Here is a 15,146-nt window from a genome sequence, read left to right on the forward strand (position 1 = left end):
CCGGTGATTCGATCTGGAGATTTCATGACTTTTCGCATGCTTGCCCGCCGCACGATCAGCCAGCGCCTCGCAACTCTAGCAACAGGCGTCAGCTTGACGCTTGCCGTTGCAACGCTTCCTTCGGTTGCTCAGGACACACCGGCACAGTTACAAACCCCGCAAGAAGCTCCCGCGGCCCAGTCGCAGGCAGCTCCGCCCAGCCCTCAGCAGAGCGGCAAACTCAAGTCGCAGCACGGTGCGTGGTCAGTTCTCTGTGATACGCCCGCTGGCGCCAAAACGGAACAGTGTGCGCTGATCCAGAACGTGGTCGCAGCAAAGCGCCCTGAACTGGGCCTTTCAGTTGTCGTTCTCAAAACGGCAGACAACAAAGCCCGCATTCTCCGCGTGTTGGCCCCGCTCGGCGTTTTGCTGCCTAACGGACTTGGCCTCAATGTCGACGGCAAGGATATCGGTCGCGCCTATTTCGTCCGCTGCTTCGAAGACGGCTGCTACGCCGAGGTGATCCTTGAGGATGATCTCCTCAAGACATTGCGTTCCGGCAAGGCAGCTACCTTCATCGTCTTCCAGACACCGGAAGAAGGCGTAGGCATCCCGGTTGATCTGAAGGGGTTTGGTGAAGGCTTCGACGCCCTCCCCTAAGAACTATCGATATTCCGGCGCTGGCGGGCTGCAAACCGCATCCCGCTGCGCTTCCAGTGCTCATGTATCCTTAAAGTACACTCCGCTTCGATTCTCGCGGCCCACAGTTTTCGCCGTGCCATCACCAGAATCTCAACAGTTCTTCATCGCGTGGTTGTTCTTAACCGGTTTAAGGCTTACATCCTGCAGCAAACACATGCTGCAGGATGTATTTTTATGAAAAGCCTGATCGACAGTTTCGACGCTAGCCGCGACGATATCGAACGCCTTGTCGCCCAAAGCCTGAAAGGCAGCGACGATGGCGAGCTCTTCGTGGAATATCGCGAAGCGGAAGCGCTTGTTTTCGACAACGGCCGCCTCAAGACCGGCTCATTCAATCAGGACCAAGGCTTTGGCCTGCGCTCGGTCGCAGGCGAAGCCATCGGTTATGCTCATGCTGGCGATCTTTCGCTTGCTGCGTTGAAACGCGCATCTGACGCTGTTTCCGCAACCTTAAAGGGCTATGGTGGAAACTACGCGGCGGTGCCTGCCGGCACCAACCGACACCTTTACACGGATGAGAACCCCATCGGTTCACCGTCATTCGACGCGAAAGTGCAGCTTTTGCAGCAGGTTGATGCCTATCTGCGCGCCAAGAACCCGAAAGTACGTCAGGTTTCCGTTTCACTCGCAGGCTCGTGGCAGCAGGTCGAAATTCTGCGTGCCGACGGTAATTTCGTGCGCGATATACGGCCCATGGTACGCCTGAGCGTTTCTGTCGTGGCTGGCGATGGCGACCGCCAGGAATCGGGTTCGCATACTGTTGGCGGACGCAAGGGGTTCGGCGAATTCATCACCGCCGAAAGCTGGCAGCACGCAGCAGATGAGGCATTGCGTCAGGCGCTCGTCAATCTTGAAGCTATCCCTGCCCCGGCAGGTACATTCGATATCGTTCTCGCCAATGGCTGGCCGGGCGTCATGCTACATGAAGCTGTAGGGCACGGGCTGGAAGGCGACTTCAATCGCAAAAAAACATCGGCCTTTGCGGGTCTGCTTGGGCAGAAAGTTGCTTCCAAGGGTGTGACAGTCGTCGATGACGGCACTATCGCGGAGCGACGCGGTTCTCTCACAATTGACGATGAAGGCACGCCGACCAATCGCACCGTGCTGATCGAAGACGGCAAACTCGTCAATTATATGCAGGATCGCCAGAATGCGCGCCTGATGGGCATGGAAGCGACCGGCAATGGACGCCGAGAATCCTATGCTCACGCGCCCATGCCGCGCATGACGAACACCTACATGCTTTCCGGCGACAAGACGCCGGAGGAAATCATCGCCTCCATGAAGAAGGGTATCTATGCCGTTTCATTTGGCGGTGGTCAGGTGGATATCACATCCGGCAAGTTCGTGTTCGGCTGTACGGAAGCCTACATGATCGAGGACGGTAAGGTCGGCGCGCCCATTAAAGGCGCAATGCTGATCGGCAACGGTCCGGATGCCATGCAGCGGATTTCGATGATCGGCAACGACATGAAGCTTGATACCGGCAGCGGCAATTGCGGCAAGGGTGGCCAGTGGGTTCCCGTCGGCGTCGGCCAGCCACATCTGCGCATGGATCAGGTAACGGTAGGCGGCACGGCTGTATAAGAGCTATTCCGCTTATCAGCGTCATCTAACTTGCAGACACAGGGAGTAAAGTGCAGGTTACGGACTATGGCCTGCACAGCGATATTCGATGCCAGGCCGATCTGGAGAGAGGAATGCCTGAATCGCCTTACGACTGGACGGGCAAGCAAACGGAGAAGCGCGACCGGCAGAAGCGTATGCTGGTCGTGACAGCCATTACGATGGGCGCACTCATTCTTGTCCTCGGCATGGTGGACGGCCTGCTGATCCTGTTAGGCTGACATGCTGCCCACCTACGAAATCGACTGTGCTGGTGTTGAAAATCCCGATGAGCTCTGGCAGCGCTATCTTTCGGCCGTTCCCGCCCAAGACCCGGAGTCCTTCGGCTATACACTCGACTCATTCTGGGACGCTGTGCAATGGCAAGGTCCGGGCTGGCCTGGTGAATGCGAACTGGTGTTCAGGAATACCGAATCTCTAGGCAAGCTGACAACACGTGGCGGGAAGCCGTTTCTCGATGCCTTTCGGCAATTGGTTGCCGACACGGATCGTGTGGCAATCAAGCTGGAGTGAACGGATTTACTCTGCCGTTCCGGTGTTCTTATCGTAATCAGCGGAAGCTTTCACAAGCGCATCGATATCATCCGCGCAAAGATACGCTGTCATCGCATCAAATTTCTTGTCTTCCCACTTGTAAATTCCGAGCCTCAAAAGCGTATCGACCGTAGCTGCCGGAAAACGGGAGCGAATTGGGGCTGCAGGATTGCCAGCCACGATAGTGTAAGCTGCAACGTCTTTGGTGACGATGGCACCTGACGCAATAATTGCGCCTTCCCCAATAGTGACCCCGGGCATAATCATGGAGCGCATTCCAAGCCATGCCCCATCCCCGATAATGGTGTCACCCTTTCCCTTGTAGGCATCGAGAATGACATCTGGAAAAGGATAGAGGCTGAACCAGTCCGTGCGATGCGTGTGGTTCCCACCCATCAGAATGACCGCCTCTGCGCCTATACAAACGTAGTCGCCAATATAGAGCTGATCGACAGACCATTGGGATTCCCAGGCCTTCAGACTGTATTCGTCGCCATAAAGATAACGAACCACGCTCTCTTCAAACGAACCCGTCCAGGCATTGCTGTAATAGCTATGCTTGCCACGCACATGAATATTCGGGTTCTTTACCGTCTCGTGAAGCAGTTCCACGATCGACCAATGCTTGCTTTTTGCACTTGCAAACGACACGGTTAAGGCAACTTTCCAGAATTTATATTGCCGGATCTTCTTCCAGCAAACCTGTTACAAAATCGAACAGGCCCGGGCGACGATCACGGCGAAGACGTTCAGCCTCGATGATCGATTTGATCGCGGCAAAGGAGCGATCAAGATCTTCATTGATGACAATATAATCGTACTTCACCCATTTCTGGATTTCAAAGCGGGCATTCTGCAGGCGGGTCTCAATGACGTCTGCTGTATCTTCCGCACGACGGTTCAGGCGCAGTTGCAGTTCGCGCATCGTTGGTGGCAGGATAAAAATCGAAACCACATCAGCTGGCATCTTCGCTTGCAATTGGTCTGCGCCCTGCCAGTCTATGTCAAAGAGCATGTCCTGACCGTCAGCCAGCGCGATTTCAGCCGTTTCGCGCAGTGTGCCATAAAAATTGCCGTGGACCTCAGCCCATTCAATCAGCTCGTCATTGTCACGCAGGCGTTCAAATTCACGGATCGTCTTGAAATGATAATGGACGCCTTCGATCTCGCTCGGGCGGCGCTGACGCGTCGTCACACTGATCGACAGCGAGAGGTTCATCTTCTTGTCTTCCAGCAACAGCCGGGCAATAGTGGACTTACCGGCGCCGGATGGCGACGAGATCACTACCATTAAGCCTCTACGTGCGACGCCATTTTCAACCGAAGAGATGGCCATGATACCTGTTACTCCAGATTTTGTACTTGTTCGCGAAACTGATCCACGACTGCCTTCAGTTCCAAACCGATGGCTGTGATCGACGCTGCATTCGATTTAGAACACAGTGTATTAGCTTCACGATTAAATTCCTGTGAAAGAAAATCGAGCTTGCGCCCGACGGGACCACCGCCCTCCAGAAGCTTGCGGGCGGAAGTCACATGGGTCTCCAGCCGGTCAAGCTCTTCCTGAATGTCGGCCTTGGTCGCAAGAAACGCCGCCTCCTGATAGAGTCGCGCTTCATCAAGTTCGCGGGCGGCATCCATCAGCAGCGCCACCTGTCCGGCGAGGCGGGTTTTGATCGCGTCCGTGCCACGTGATGGGTCGCGACGTGCATTCGCGGTCAGGCACTCTATACTGTCAACATGAGCGGAAAGAATGGTGAAGAGAGCTTTTCCCTCCTGCATGCGCGCATCGGCAATTGCCTTGAGTGTCCCCTCAAAGCCGGAAACGATGGCAGCTTCCAGTTCACCGCGTTCGTCTTCGTCATCAGCCATCTGCGCCGGATCGATGATACCACGCAATGAAAGAATGCCGTCTACGCTGGCGGGGGCCAGTCCGTGCTTCGCCTGCAAATCCGCACCAAGCCTCAGAACCTCCGCGAGCATAGCCTGATTGATACTGAAACCGGCCTGCACCTCGCTCCGCTCGACGCTGAGGCTGGCTTGAAAATTACCGCGCGAGAAATGACGCGCCAGCATGGAGCGTACGGGATGTTCGGCAGCTTCCAGTCCTTGCGGCAGACGCAGCCGTAGGTCGAGCCCCTTGCCATTGACGGAACGCACTTCCCAGACGATGCGCGCTTCTCCGCCTTCCATGGCATGTTGCACGGCATGGCGTGCAAATCCGGTCATGCTTTGGAGTGCCATGCGTTCCGTCCCCTCAACTCACGCCCGCGACAGTGCGGACTTACTCTAAAAATCAAGCCGAAGCCGGTGGTAAACACCGGCTTCGGTTACACATCCTCACATTCACTCAAGGTCATAGCGAAGCGCTATTGGCCTGCACTCTGACCCGAACTCTGGTCTGTATTGCTGCCACTGTTGTTCTGCTGTTCGATATTCTTCTGCTGTTCCACAGAGCGCCACTTGCGGACATTGGCGTTGTGCTCCTGCAGCGTCTTCGAGAACACGTGACCGCCCGTGCCATCGGCTACGAAGTAAAGGTCTTCCGTATCCAGAGGATTAGCGACGGCTTCCAGCGCAGCCTTGCCCGGATTGGCAATCGGCGTCGGCGGAAGGCCATTGATCACATAGGTATTGTAAGGGGTCGGCTTTTCGATATCCGACTTGAAGATCGGTCGGTCAGAAGGTTTGCCAGCCCCGCCGAACAGGCCATAAATAATGGTCGGATCAGACTGGATGCGCATGCCCTTCTTCAAACGATTGACGAAGACCGAGGCAACATGAGGACGTTCCGATGCGATGCCGGTTTCCTTTTCCACGATCGAAGCCAGCGTCACGAATTCGTTCTTGTCCTTGACCGGCAGGTCGGAGTTACGCTTTGCCCAGGCCTCATCCACGAGCTTTTTCTGGGACGCAACCATACGATCGATGATTTCCGAACGGGTCGTGCCACGCGTGAAATTCAGCGTATCAGTGAAGAGCGAGCCTTCGGGCGGCATGTCCTTCGGCATGTCGCCAACCAGCGTCGGATCGGCCGAGATACGGTCGAAAATCTGCTTGACCGTCAGACCTTCCGGAATGGTCAGCGGATACATGATGGATTTGCCACTGATGAGGATATTCATCACATCACGCATCGAAGCGCCCGCCGGAATGGCGTATTCGCCAGCCTTCAGATCATTTTCATGACCGAGCGTCCGCATACCGTAGCGGAAAATACGCGCATCACTGACGATCTCACGGTTTTCCAGACTATTGGAAACTTCGGCAATACCAGCGCCGCGCTTGACGAGAAACGTTGTTTCAGCCGTGAGCGGACCTTGCCCGTCAAACTGCATCTTGCCGAAATAAAACAGGGCGGACGCGCCGAGCAGAACAAGCACGACCAGCGACAGCATGAAATTCATGAAGACGACAATCTGGCTGCGCGCATGGCGCGAACGTTTGCGCGGTGGCGGCGTTCCCGGCTCAGGACGCAAAGCTTCAGACGCGGATTTCGGCACGAACGGCTTCGACGTCGCGTTCGTTTCCTGCGTCGCGCCCTTGGGCTGCTCGTCTGCAGGGGATGTTCCGGATGGCGCCTCTGAATTCACTCAATCACCTCGGTCCAGAGTATTTCGCTGATTCAAACCAAACCACGAGAAAGGCTCTGTCTATCTATTTTGGCGAACCTCTCGACACATTGTGCCGAATGCCCGCCCAGAACGGCTTTTTGCACTTATTTTTCGTCAGAGTGGATGAAACTCTTCGGAGTCGTGACCACACTAACCGCAGTTCGCGATTTTAAACATCGCATGGGGTTATATTTTGGCAAAAACGCGGAGAAATCCCCGCGTTTTTTAATTCGATATTCTATTTTCAGCGACACCGATCAGGAGTATCGGCGCAGGACCAGCGAAGCGTTGGTTCCGCCAAATCCGAAGGAGTTCGACAGAGCCACATCGATCTTGCGTTCACGTGCCTTGTGCGGAACCAGATCAATCTTCGTCGAGACAGCCGGATTGTCAAGATTGAGCGTTGCCGGCGCTATATTGTCTCGGATGGCAAGCGTCGAGAAAATCGCCTCAGCTGCACCAGCCGCACCCAGCAGATGGCCGATAGCCGACTTGGTCGAGGACATCGAAATCTTCGACGCAGCATCGCCGACCACGCGCTCGACAGCGCCGAGTTCGATAGTGTCAGCCATGGTAGACGTGCCATGGGCGTTGATGTAGTCGATCTGGTCCGGCGTGATTTCAGCGCGCTTCAGGGCAGCGACCATACAACGCTCGGCGCCCTCGCCGCTCTCAGTCGGAGCAGTGATGTGATAGGCATCGCCCGATAGACCATAGCCGATGACTTCCGCATAGATTTTCGCGCCGCGCGCCAGTGCATGCTCCAGCTCTTCGAGAACCACAACGCCCGCACCTTCACCCATCACGAAGCCGTCACGGTCTTCGTCATAAGGACGGGAAGCTGCGGTCGGGTCGTCGTTACGCTTGGTGGACAATGCCTTGCAGGCCGCAAAGCCTGCAAGCGAAATGCGGCTGACCGGCGATTCCGTTCCACCGGCAACCATGACATCCGCATCGCCGAAAGCGATCAGACGGGCAGCGTCGCCGATAGCGTGCGTGCCGGTCGCGCAAGCGGTCACGACCGAATGGTTTGGACCGCGAAGCCCGTGCTTGATGGAAACGTGGCCGGAAGCCAGATTGATCAGGCGGCCAGGAATGAAGAACGGCGAGATACGGCGTGGGCCCTTGTCGCGCAACGTGTAGCCTGCCTCGACAATGCCTTCGATACCGCCAATGCCGGAACCGATGAGAACACCGGTACGGATCTGATCTTCGTCGCTTTCAGGATGCCAGTCGGCATCCTCCAGCGCTTGATCGGCAGCGCCGACAGCATAAACGATGAAGGGGTCAACCTTGCGTTGTTCCTTGGGCTCCATATGGAGGTCGGCGTTGAAGGTGCCATTGGTGCCGTCGCCAACCGGAATGCGGCAGGCAATCTGGCAGGCCAGATCATCAACTTCAAATTCCGTGATGCGGCGAGCACCGCTTTCACCGGCAATAAGACGCTTCCAGGTCTCTTCGACACCGCTGGCAAGCGGCGACACCAGACCAAGACCGGTGATGACGACACGCCTCATATCCACCCCTTAAAACTTTGTTATGTCACGAACACCGCCCCGCAGGCTTTAACCGGCAGAACATATGTCCGGGCCTGACTGAAAGGGATGGTGCTCCAATTGTTAAAACCGGAGCCTGCCACGTCAAACATGATCTCCGATCAGTGTTCTGGCAGATTCACAAACAGGCCGTTGAACGACCGTTGTACAAATTCGTCCCAATCGCGGATGCGAAAGAGACGATTAAAGACAAGCAGGGCCGGGATTCGCGAGAACCCCAGCCCAATGCCAAGTTCAGATTAGGCGGAAGCCTTGTCGATGAACTTCACAGCGTCGCCGACCGTAAGGATCGTTTCGGCAGCGTCGTCAGGAATTTCAACGCCGAATTCTTCTTCGAAAGCCATGACCAGCTCGACCGTGTCGAGGCTGTCTGCGCCGAGGTCATCGATGAAGCTTGCGCCTTCCGTGACCTTGTCGGCATCTACGCCCAGATGTTCAACAACGATTTTCTTGACGCGCTCTGCGGTATCGCTCATGTCGGAACCTCGACCTGTGTGTTTGTTGCTCTGCCTTGGTTAGCGGCATGCAGGATTGTAATCAAGTTATAAGATGTCTGCCAAGTTTCGAGCGAAGCCGCCCGGACAGTCATCCTGTGGATATTCCTTTCGGAACAGGATCGCGGCACTTCTACTCAGAATGCCGCAATTCTCGATGGGCGCATTACCATGCTTCTTGAGCAAGGCAAAGCGCCTTTTCCTTCTCCATCCCCCGTATTAAGGCATTTTATACCATAATAGAGGGAAGAAGGAGACTTAGATCATGGCCATGCCGCCATTGATGTGCAGGGTCTGACCCGTCACATAGGCTGCCTCGTCGCTTGCCAGATAGACAACTGCCGCAGCAATATCGCCACCAACGCCCATGCGCTTCATGGGGATATTGCTCATGATCGCTTCCTTCTGCTTTTCGTTCAGCTTGTCGGTCATGGCCGATTCGATGAAGCCCGGAGCGATGCAGTTAACCGTTACATTGCGGCTGGCGATTTCCTGCGCCAATGACTTGGAAAAGCCGATGAGGCCAGCTTTCGAAGCGCAATAGTTCGCCTGACCCGGATTGCCGGTCACGCCAACAATCGACGTAATATTGATGATACGGCCATTGCGGCGGCGCATCATCGGATGGGTCAACTCACGCGTCAGATTGAAAACGGACGTAAGATTAACATTGAGAACCGCATCCCAGTCTTCGTCGCTCATGCGCACAAACAGGCCATCGCGCGTGATGCCAGCATTGTTGACCAGAATGTCAACGCCGCCCATTTCCTCTTCCGCCTTCTGACCCAGGGCCTTGACGGCTTCGCGGTCAGAAAGATTGGCCGGAAAGATGAAGGTGCGGTCGCCAAGTTCAGCGGCAAGCTCTTTCAGCTTTTCTTCGCGTGTGCCGTGCAGGCCGACGATTGCACCCTGCGCATGAAGGGCGCGGGCAATCGCTTCGCCAAGACCGCCGGTTGCGCCGGTTACCAGAGCCTTGCGGCCAGTCAGATCAAACATGTCGGATCCTTTTAGCTTCTCGATTTCCATCGCATGATCTTATCCGAAAAGTCTGCAACTTTTCGGGATCAGGCGCTGAGAGCAGCAAGCGCTGCTTCAATTTCTTCGGCAGAACCAACCACAGCACCGGATACATCCTTCGAGATGCGGCGTGCCAGACCAGTCAGAACCTTGCCAGAACCTACTTCATAAAGCGTGGTGACGCCATTGGCTGCAAACCATTCGACCGTTTCACGCCAGCGCACCTGACCTGTAACCTGCTCGACGAGAAGATCAGCAATCTCGTTGGCATCGGTGACCGGCGCTGCGCGCACATTGGCGATAAGCGGCACGATCGGATTGTGCTTTTCAACCGACGCAAGCGCTTCGCGCATCGCGTCAGCGGCAGGGCCCATCAGAGTTGAATGGAAGGGAGCGGATACGGGCAGCATGATGGCACGCTTGGCGCCCTTTTCGGAAGCAAGCGAAGCTGCCAGTTCGACCGCAGCCTTGGAACCGGAAATGACGAGCTGTCCACCGCCATTGTCATTGGCGATCTGGACCGAACCGGATGCTTCGGCTTCAGCACAGACTGCTTCTACATCGCCATGCTGCAGGCCGATGATCGCTGCCATTGCTCCTTCACCGACAGGGACAGCCTTCTGCATCGCATTACCGCGAATGCGCAGGAGGCGCGCCGTATCGGCAAGCGAGAAAGTTCCGGCTGCGCAAAGCGCCGAATATTCACCAAGCGAATGCCCGGCAACATAAGAAACCTTGTCTTTCAGCGAAAAGCCGCGCGCTTCCATGACGCGCAGCACAGCCATCGAAACGGCCATCAGCGCAGGCTGGGCATTGGCGGTCAGCGTCAATACGTCTTCCGGTCCTTCAAACATGGTAGCGGAAAGCTTTTCGCCTAATGCCGCGTCCACTTCATCGAAAACGGCGCGCGCTTCAGCGAACTGCTCGGCCAGAGCCTTGCCCATGCCCACCGCCTGGCTGCCTTGTCCGGGGAAAGTAAATGCTACCGCCATTGATGCCTCATTCTGGTTTTAAGCATATGATAATGTCGAAACCGATGTCCGTTTTCGCCGACATGCCCGCAATTAAATGCACAATTTGGCGGGATGTGCCTCAGTGAGGGCAGCAAAGTCAAGTATTTCCCGGTTTTTGTGCGGTTTGCGCCTTGCAAAGCCGGGGAAAAACACGTAATAGCCGCCCGTTCATTGCTCGGCACCAGCTGGGGGCTGAACGGAGGGCCGGTTGTTTGTGCAGTTAAATTCACGAACATCCGTAGAAGTCATAAGCGCTTCTGCCTCCCGTGTCTCCGCTCTCGATCGTCTCAGTGAGCGTCCTTTCTTCACCGGTTTTCCGGCAAAAGAGAAGTCGCAGAGGCTTAGCCGTTGGTGTCGGCATGTTGTAACAGAAGAAAGGCAAAGCCAATGGCTCTTTATGAACATGTGCTTCTTGCCCGCCAGGACATTTCCCAGCAGCAGGTCGACGCTCTCGTCGAACAGTACAAGGGTGTCCTCGAAGCTAATGGCGGCAAGGTCGGTAAGGTCGAAAGCTGGGGTCTGCGTCCCCTCACCTACCGTATCAAGAAGAATCGCAAGGCGTATTACACGCTCGTAAACATTGACGCTCCGGCTGCAGCCGTTGCCGAAATGGAACGCCAGATGCGCATCAACGAAGACGTTCTTCGTTTCCTCACCGTTCGCGTTGAAGAACACGAAGAAGGCCAGTCGGCCATGCTCACCCGCCGTGACGACCGTCGCGAACGCGATGGTGATGATCGTCCGCGTCGTCGTGAAGGCGGTTTCGACCGTGGTGATCGCGGTGACCGTGGTGATCGCGGCCCACGTCGCCCGCGCGACAACGAAGCTGGTGAAGGAGCATAATCATGGTTGATATCAATCAGATCCCGACCCGTCGTCCTTTCCATCGCCGTCGCAAGACGTGCCCGTTCTCCGGCGCAAACGCACCGAAGATCGACTACAAGGACATCAAGCTTCTGCAGCGTTACATTTCCGAACGCGGCAAGATCGTTCCTTCCCGTATTACGGCTGTCAGCCAGAAGAAGCAGCGTGAACTCGCCAAGGCGATCAAGCGCGCTCGTTTCCTCGGCCTGCTGCCTTACGTTGTGAAGTAAGAACTAGATTCGGGAGGCGCGTTCTCAGAGATCGCCTCCCGCGTCCCTTTCCTCCATTGCGATGGGCGCAACGGAGCGTAATAAAAACCCAAGTTGGGGCAACTGCCTCTAACTGCACGAACCGGCAAGACCGGAGCAGGACAGCGAAACTGATGAAATTCAATGGAACCATTATCGGTATCGGCATATTGGCGGGGCTTGCCTCGGCCTTGATGTCGTCCGGCGTCATCGCCCAGGGCGGCGCGGTGGCGGCTATGGCCATGGTTCTCTACTTCCTGACACCACTGCCCATCTTCGTTGTTGCCCTTGGCTGGGGTTCGAGCGCCGGTATCGTTGCCGCCGCCACAGCCACGGTTGCCGTCGGCGTTGTCGCCGTCCCGCTTGCAGCACTCCTGATGGCATTGACGAGCTTCATTCCTGCAGCAACCGGCGCTTATCTGTCCGGCCTCGCGCGGCCGGCCGAGGAAGTGGGCGGACCGAAAGATATTCTCGTCTGGTATCCGCTGTCGGACATCGTGTTCCGGCTTGCCATGATGGTGGCGCTCAGCTTCATCGTCATCGGTGCGATTCTGGGCTTTGGCCCGGACATGGCGCGCGAACTTGCAAATACGCTTATCGACCGGGTTGCTGAAGCCGATCCGCAGTTCACCGCCAGCGACGACATTCGCAACAATGTAACGTCGCTGCTGATGGTCGTCCTGCCCGCGATCCAGCCAGCAACCTGCCTCGCAATTCTCGTCGGCAATCTTTATCTGGCACAGCGCCTGATCTCCATGTCTGGTCGTCTGCGCCGTCCGCGTGACGACTGGCCCGCAACGCTGCGCATGCCGCGCCCGGCCCTGCTCGTCTTCGCGGTCGCTCTTGCGGTTGCATTTCTTCCCGGCGGCGCCGGATTGATCGCAACCGTTGTTGCCGGTGCGCTCAGCGCTGGTTTCATGATGTCAGGTCTTGCCATCATGCATTTTCGCACACGTGGCAAAGTGTGGCGCCCGGTGGCGCTGTGGCTTGCCTACTTTGCGATCATACTCTTCGCATTCCTGCTTTTCATCTTCATGGTTCTCGGACTTTTCGACACTTCGCGCGGTGCGCCAGTCTCGAAAATGCCGGGCACTGACAGTCAGTAACCGAATCAGAAACTCGAAAGGAAACTCCAATGGACGTTATTCTTCTGGAACGTATCGGCCGCCTCGGCCAGATGGGCGAAACCGTCAAGGTCAAGGACGGCTATGCCCGTAACTTCCTACTCCCGCAGGGCAAGGCTCTTCGTGCCAACGAAGCCAACAAGAAGAAGTTCGAAGGCCAGCGCGCTCAGCTCGAAGCCCAGAACCTGGAACGCAAGAACGAAGCCGAAGCAGTTGCAACCAAGCTCAACGGCGAATCGTTCATCGTTGTGCGTTCGGCTGGTGAAACCGGCCAGCTCTACGGTTCCGTTTCGACCCGTGACATCGCCGACATCATCTCGGCTAACGGCTTCAGCCTGCACCGCAACCAGGTTGAACTGAACCATCCGATCAAGACAATCGGCCTGCACGAAGTTTCGATTTTGCTGCATCCGGAAGTTCAGGTTCAGGTTACGGTCAATATCGCACGTTCGACTGAAGAAGCCGAACGTCAGGCAAAGGGTGAAGACCTGACCTCGATCGAAGCTATTTACGGCATCGAAGAACAGCCTCTGTCGGAAGAAGTTTTCGACGAAGAAGACGAAGCTGAAGATCAGGCTTAATTTAGCCCCCTATTATCCATGGGAATGGCCAGTCAGATGGCATGCATTCCCATCGTGGTAAACTTTATATGATCGTGCCCGGCGGCCTTCGCCGGGCATTTTCTCTTTTCAGATCGGTAAAACTCCCTATTCTGCATATTAGTATTGGATTGGAGAGGGTGCTGACGGAAACGTCTGCGTTGCTTGGGCATTACTCCCGAGGCCGATTGACCGAGGGGATATTGCCTGAAAATCTGATGACAGTGCGGCTCTGATACTTATGCACCGCCGCCTGCCATGCAAACGCATGGACGTGCGCCTGCTTCGATCCCCAAGAGGAGATGGGGCCGATGTATGGAATGATGCGTACTGTTCTTTCGCATATGATTAAAACCGGTGACCTGACGGTTACCGATTCTAGTGGTGGGCGTTCGCAGTATGGCGACAAGACGGGCGTGCCGGTTCATATACATTTCAAGACAAAACATGCAGAGCGCGCCGTAGCACTCGACCCGGAACTGAAACTCGCAGAGTGCTTCATGGACGGCGAGATCGACTTTCTGGAAGGCGATATTTACGCGCTGCTGCGGATCGTGTTTGAAAATACCGGGCCGACAGCTGCCACAGAACCATGGATGAAGGCTCTGGCCAAACTGCGTATTCTGTTTCGCCGTTTCCAGCAGATGAACACGATTTCGCGTTCTTCCAACAACATCAAAAGTCACTATGATCTTTCGGGCGAGCTTTATGACCTGTTTCTCGATCCCGACAAGCAATATTCCTGTGCCTATTTCGATCCACCGAATGCCACGCTGGCCGAGGCACAGCTTGCCAAAAAACGCCATATCGCCGCGAAGATGCTGGTGAAGGAAGGCGACAAGGTGCTCGATATCGGCTGTGGCTGGGGCGGCATGGGGCTATATCTCGCCCGCCATCTCAAGGCCAATGTCACCGGCGTAACCTTGTCCGAAGAACAGCACGCCATTGCCAATCAGCGCGCTCAGGATGAAGGACTGGCCGACCGTGCGAAGTTCGAACTGACCGACTATCGCAACATCGACGACAAGTTTGACCGGCTGGTGTCGGTTGGCATGTTCGAACATGTTGGTGTTGGCCATTTCGCTGAATATTTCCAGCACGTCGCTCGCCTGATGAAGCCGGATGGCGTTTTCCTTCTACATGCCATCGGACGAGCAGATGGTCCGGGAGCGACCAATCCGTTCATTCGCAAATACATCTTCCCAGGTGGTTATATTCCCGCACTTTCAGAGGTTCTACCGCATATTGAAAAGGCCGGGCTCTATGTCACCGACGTAGAAATTCTCAGGCTGCACTATGCGGAAACGCTGAAGGCGTGGCGAGAGGCCTTCATGGCCAATCGCGACAAGGCCAAAGCGCTTTATGACGAGCGTTTCTGCCGCATGTGGGAGTTTTATCTGGCGGCATCGGAAAGCGCGTTCCGCTGGCAGAACATGATGGTGTTCCACATTCAGATCGCCCACAGGCAGGAATCCGTTCCGCTGACCCGCAACTATATCGAGGCTGAAGAAAAACGCCTCAAGCGCCTCGACAGCGCGCCGAAAGGTGCCAATAGCGAGGTTCGAGCCGTCAAGAAAAGCATGAACGCCTGACAGCAACCTTGTCGATTCGAGATGTCAGTCCGCGTCAACAGCGGACTGACAAAACCATGATCCGAACTGTGGATCAGTGTGAATCATGGTATAGCTTGTCTCTTCCAGCAGGAATCACTCGAAGTCGCGTTGCGTTTGGCATCGCTTGAGGGCTAGCTGGTTGCATCAGGGACAGGATTGAGAA

At 55.8% G+C, this 15,146-nt stretch carries 17 protein-coding genes; 9 read left to right on the forward strand and 8 right to left on the reverse strand.

Annotation, left to right across the window (positions count from 1 at the left end):
• Positions 1 to 24 precede the first annotated feature (24 nt).
• From MKS82_RS07105 to MKS82_RS07120, 4 genes are all read left to right on the forward strand, one after another.
• On the forward strand, positions 25 to 639 hold the full coding sequence (locus MKS82_RS07105) for an invasion associated locus B family protein (RefSeq protein ID WP_109986174.1): 615 nt from the start codon (positions 25 to 27) through the stop codon (positions 637 to 639).
• A 216-nt stretch (positions 640 to 855) separates the two neighbouring features.
• Entirely contained in the window at positions 856 to 2,268 is a 1,413-nt protein-coding gene (tldD, locus tag MKS82_RS07110; RefSeq protein ID WP_176037217.1) for a metalloprotease TldD, read from the forward strand.
• A gap of 113 nt (positions 2,269 to 2,381) precedes the next feature.
• Complete coding sequence (locus tag MKS82_RS07115) at positions 2,382 to 2,528, forward strand: hypothetical protein (RefSeq protein ID WP_167522167.1); 147 nt, start codon at positions 2,382 to 2,384, stop codon at positions 2,526 to 2,528.
• A gap of 1 nt (position 2,529) precedes the next feature.
• Positions 2,530 to 2,820: a hypothetical protein gene (locus MKS82_RS07120; RefSeq protein ID WP_151677180.1), complete on the forward strand. Its 291-nt coding sequence runs from the start codon at positions 2,530 to 2,532 to the stop codon at positions 2,818 to 2,820.
• 6 nt (positions 2,821 to 2,826) lie between these two features.
• Here MKS82_RS07120 and MKS82_RS07125 read toward each other — a convergent pair whose 3' ends face one another.
• The 8 genes from MKS82_RS07125 to fabD all read right to left on the reverse strand — a co-directional run bounded on the left by MKS82_RS07125 (position 2,827) and on the right by fabD (position 10,514).
• On the reverse strand, positions 2,827 to 3,492 hold the full coding sequence (locus MKS82_RS07125) for a CatB-related O-acetyltransferase (protein WP_176037216.1): 666 nt from the start codon (positions 3,490 to 3,492) through the stop codon (positions 2,827 to 2,829).
• Positions 3,493 to 3,514: 22 nt separating this feature from the next.
• Positions 3,515 to 4,177, reverse strand: a complete 663-nt coding sequence (gmk, locus tag MKS82_RS07130; RefSeq protein WP_109986170.1) for a guanylate kinase — start codon at positions 4,175 to 4,177, stop codon at positions 3,515 to 3,517.
• A gap of 8 nt (positions 4,178 to 4,185) precedes the next feature.
• Positions 4,186 to 5,085 (reverse strand): YicC/YloC family endoribonuclease, encoded by a 900-nt coding sequence (locus MKS82_RS07135; protein ID WP_240578580.1) that lies wholly within the window; start codon positions 5,083 to 5,085, stop codon positions 4,186 to 4,188.
• 125 nt (positions 5,086 to 5,210) lie between these two features.
• A complete protein-coding gene (gene mltG, locus MKS82_RS07140; protein ID WP_176037214.1) occupies positions 5,211 to 6,434 on the reverse strand; it encodes an endolytic transglycosylase MltG in 1,224 nt (407 codons plus the stop codon).
• Positions 6,435 to 6,712: 278 nt separating this feature from the next.
• On the reverse strand, positions 6,713 to 7,972 hold the full coding sequence (fabF, locus tag MKS82_RS07145; RefSeq protein ID WP_176037213.1) for a beta-ketoacyl-ACP synthase II: 1,260 nt from the start codon (positions 7,970 to 7,972) through the stop codon (positions 6,713 to 6,715).
• A 278-nt stretch (positions 7,973 to 8,250) separates the two neighbouring features.
• Positions 8,251 to 8,487 carry an acyl carrier protein gene (locus MKS82_RS07150; RefSeq protein WP_002963616.1) on the reverse strand — a complete coding sequence of 79 codons (237 nt, stop codon included), beginning with the start codon at positions 8,485 to 8,487 and terminating at the stop codon, positions 8,251 to 8,253.
• Positions 8,488 to 8,763: 276 nt separating this feature from the next.
• Positions 8,764 to 9,501 (reverse strand): 3-oxoacyl-[acyl-carrier-protein] reductase, encoded by a 738-nt coding sequence (gene fabG, locus MKS82_RS07155; protein WP_176037212.1) that lies wholly within the window; start codon positions 9,499 to 9,501, stop codon positions 8,764 to 8,766.
• Positions 9,502 to 9,569: 68 nt separating this feature from the next.
• Entirely contained in the window at positions 9,570 to 10,514 is a 945-nt protein-coding gene (fabD, locus tag MKS82_RS07160; protein WP_176037211.1) for an ACP S-malonyltransferase, read from the reverse strand.
• A gap of 408 nt (positions 10,515 to 10,922) precedes the next feature.
• Here fabD and rpsF point away from each other — a divergent pair, with 408 nt between their 5' ends.
• The 5 genes from rpsF (at position 10,923) to MKS82_RS07185 (ending at position 14,962) form a co-directional block, all read left to right on the forward strand.
• Positions 10,923 to 11,378 (forward strand): 30S ribosomal protein S6, encoded by a 456-nt coding sequence (rpsF, locus tag MKS82_RS07165; protein ID WP_010658387.1) that lies wholly within the window; start codon positions 10,923 to 10,925, stop codon positions 11,376 to 11,378.
• Positions 11,379 to 11,380: 2 nt separating this feature from the next.
• Positions 11,381 to 11,629, forward strand: a complete 249-nt coding sequence (rpsR, locus tag MKS82_RS07170; RefSeq protein WP_006466219.1) for a 30S ribosomal protein S18 — start codon at positions 11,381 to 11,383, stop codon at positions 11,627 to 11,629.
• Positions 11,630 to 11,781: 152 nt separating this feature from the next.
• On the forward strand, positions 11,782 to 12,753 hold the full coding sequence (locus MKS82_RS07175; RefSeq protein ID WP_176037210.1) for a DUF2232 domain-containing protein: 972 nt from the start codon (positions 11,782 to 11,784) through the stop codon (positions 12,751 to 12,753).
• 29 nt (positions 12,754 to 12,782) lie between these two features.
• Positions 12,783 to 13,352 (forward strand): 50S ribosomal protein L9, encoded by a 570-nt coding sequence (rplI, locus tag MKS82_RS07180; RefSeq protein WP_176037209.1) that lies wholly within the window; start codon positions 12,783 to 12,785, stop codon positions 13,350 to 13,352.
• A gap of 329 nt (positions 13,353 to 13,681) precedes the next feature.
• Positions 13,682 to 14,962, forward strand: coding sequence for an SAM-dependent methyltransferase (locus MKS82_RS07185; protein WP_176037208.1), 1,281 nt, complete (start codon positions 13,682 to 13,684; stop codon positions 14,960 to 14,962).
• Positions 14,963 to 15,146: the final 184 nt, after the last annotated feature.

Source organism: Ochrobactrum sp. A-1 (genome assembly GCF_022488005.1).
Taxonomy (GTDB): domain Bacteria; phylum Pseudomonadota; class Alphaproteobacteria; order Rhizobiales; family Rhizobiaceae; genus Brucella.

Bases quoted from the DNA above. Each gene is read 5' to 3' on its own strand.
- MKS82_RS07105 (WP_109986174.1), top strand. From the start codon at position 25: ATGACTTTTCGCATGCTTGCCCGCCGCACGATCAGCCAGCGCCTCGCA.
- tldD (WP_176037217.1), top strand. From the start codon at position 856: ATGAAAAGCCTGATCGACAGTTTCGACGCTAGCCGCGACGATATCGAA.
- MKS82_RS07115 (WP_167522167.1), top strand. From the start codon at position 2,382: ATGCCTGAATCGCCTTACGACTGGACGGGCAAGCAAACGGAGAAGCGC.
- MKS82_RS07120 (WP_151677180.1), top strand. From the start codon at position 2,530: ATGCTGCCCACCTACGAAATCGACTGTGCTGGTGTTGAAAATCCCGAT.
- gmk (WP_109986170.1), bottom strand. From the start codon at position 4,177: ATGGCCATCTCTTCGGTTGAAAATGGCGTCGCACGTAGAGGCTTAATG.
- MKS82_RS07135 (WP_240578580.1), bottom strand. From the start codon at position 5,085: ATGGCACTCCAAAGCATGACCGGATTTGCACGCCATGCCGTGCAACAT.
- fabF (WP_176037213.1), bottom strand. From the start codon at position 7,972: ATGAGGCGTGTCGTCATCACCGGTCTTGGTCTGGTGTCGCCGCTTGCC.
- MKS82_RS07150 (WP_002963616.1), bottom strand. From the start codon at position 8,487: ATGAGCGATACCGCAGAGCGCGTCAAGAAAATCGTTGTTGAACATCTG.
- fabG (WP_176037212.1), bottom strand. From the start codon at position 9,501: ATGTTTGATCTGACTGGCCGCAAGGCTCTGGTAACCGGCGCAACCGGC.
- fabD (WP_176037211.1), bottom strand. From the start codon at position 10,514: ATGGCGGTAGCATTTACTTTCCCCGGACAAGGCAGCCAGGCGGTGGGC.
- rpsF (WP_010658387.1), top strand. From the start codon at position 10,923: ATGGCTCTTTATGAACATGTGCTTCTTGCCCGCCAGGACATTTCCCAG.
- rpsR (WP_006466219.1), top strand. From the start codon at position 11,381: ATGGTTGATATCAATCAGATCCCGACCCGTCGTCCTTTCCATCGCCGT.
- MKS82_RS07175 (WP_176037210.1), top strand. From the start codon at position 11,782: ATGAAATTCAATGGAACCATTATCGGTATCGGCATATTGGCGGGGCTT.
- rplI (WP_176037209.1), top strand. From the start codon at position 12,783: ATGGACGTTATTCTTCTGGAACGTATCGGCCGCCTCGGCCAGATGGGC.
- MKS82_RS07185 (WP_176037208.1), top strand. From the start codon at position 13,682: ATGTATGGAATGATGCGTACTGTTCTTTCGCATATGATTAAAACCGGT.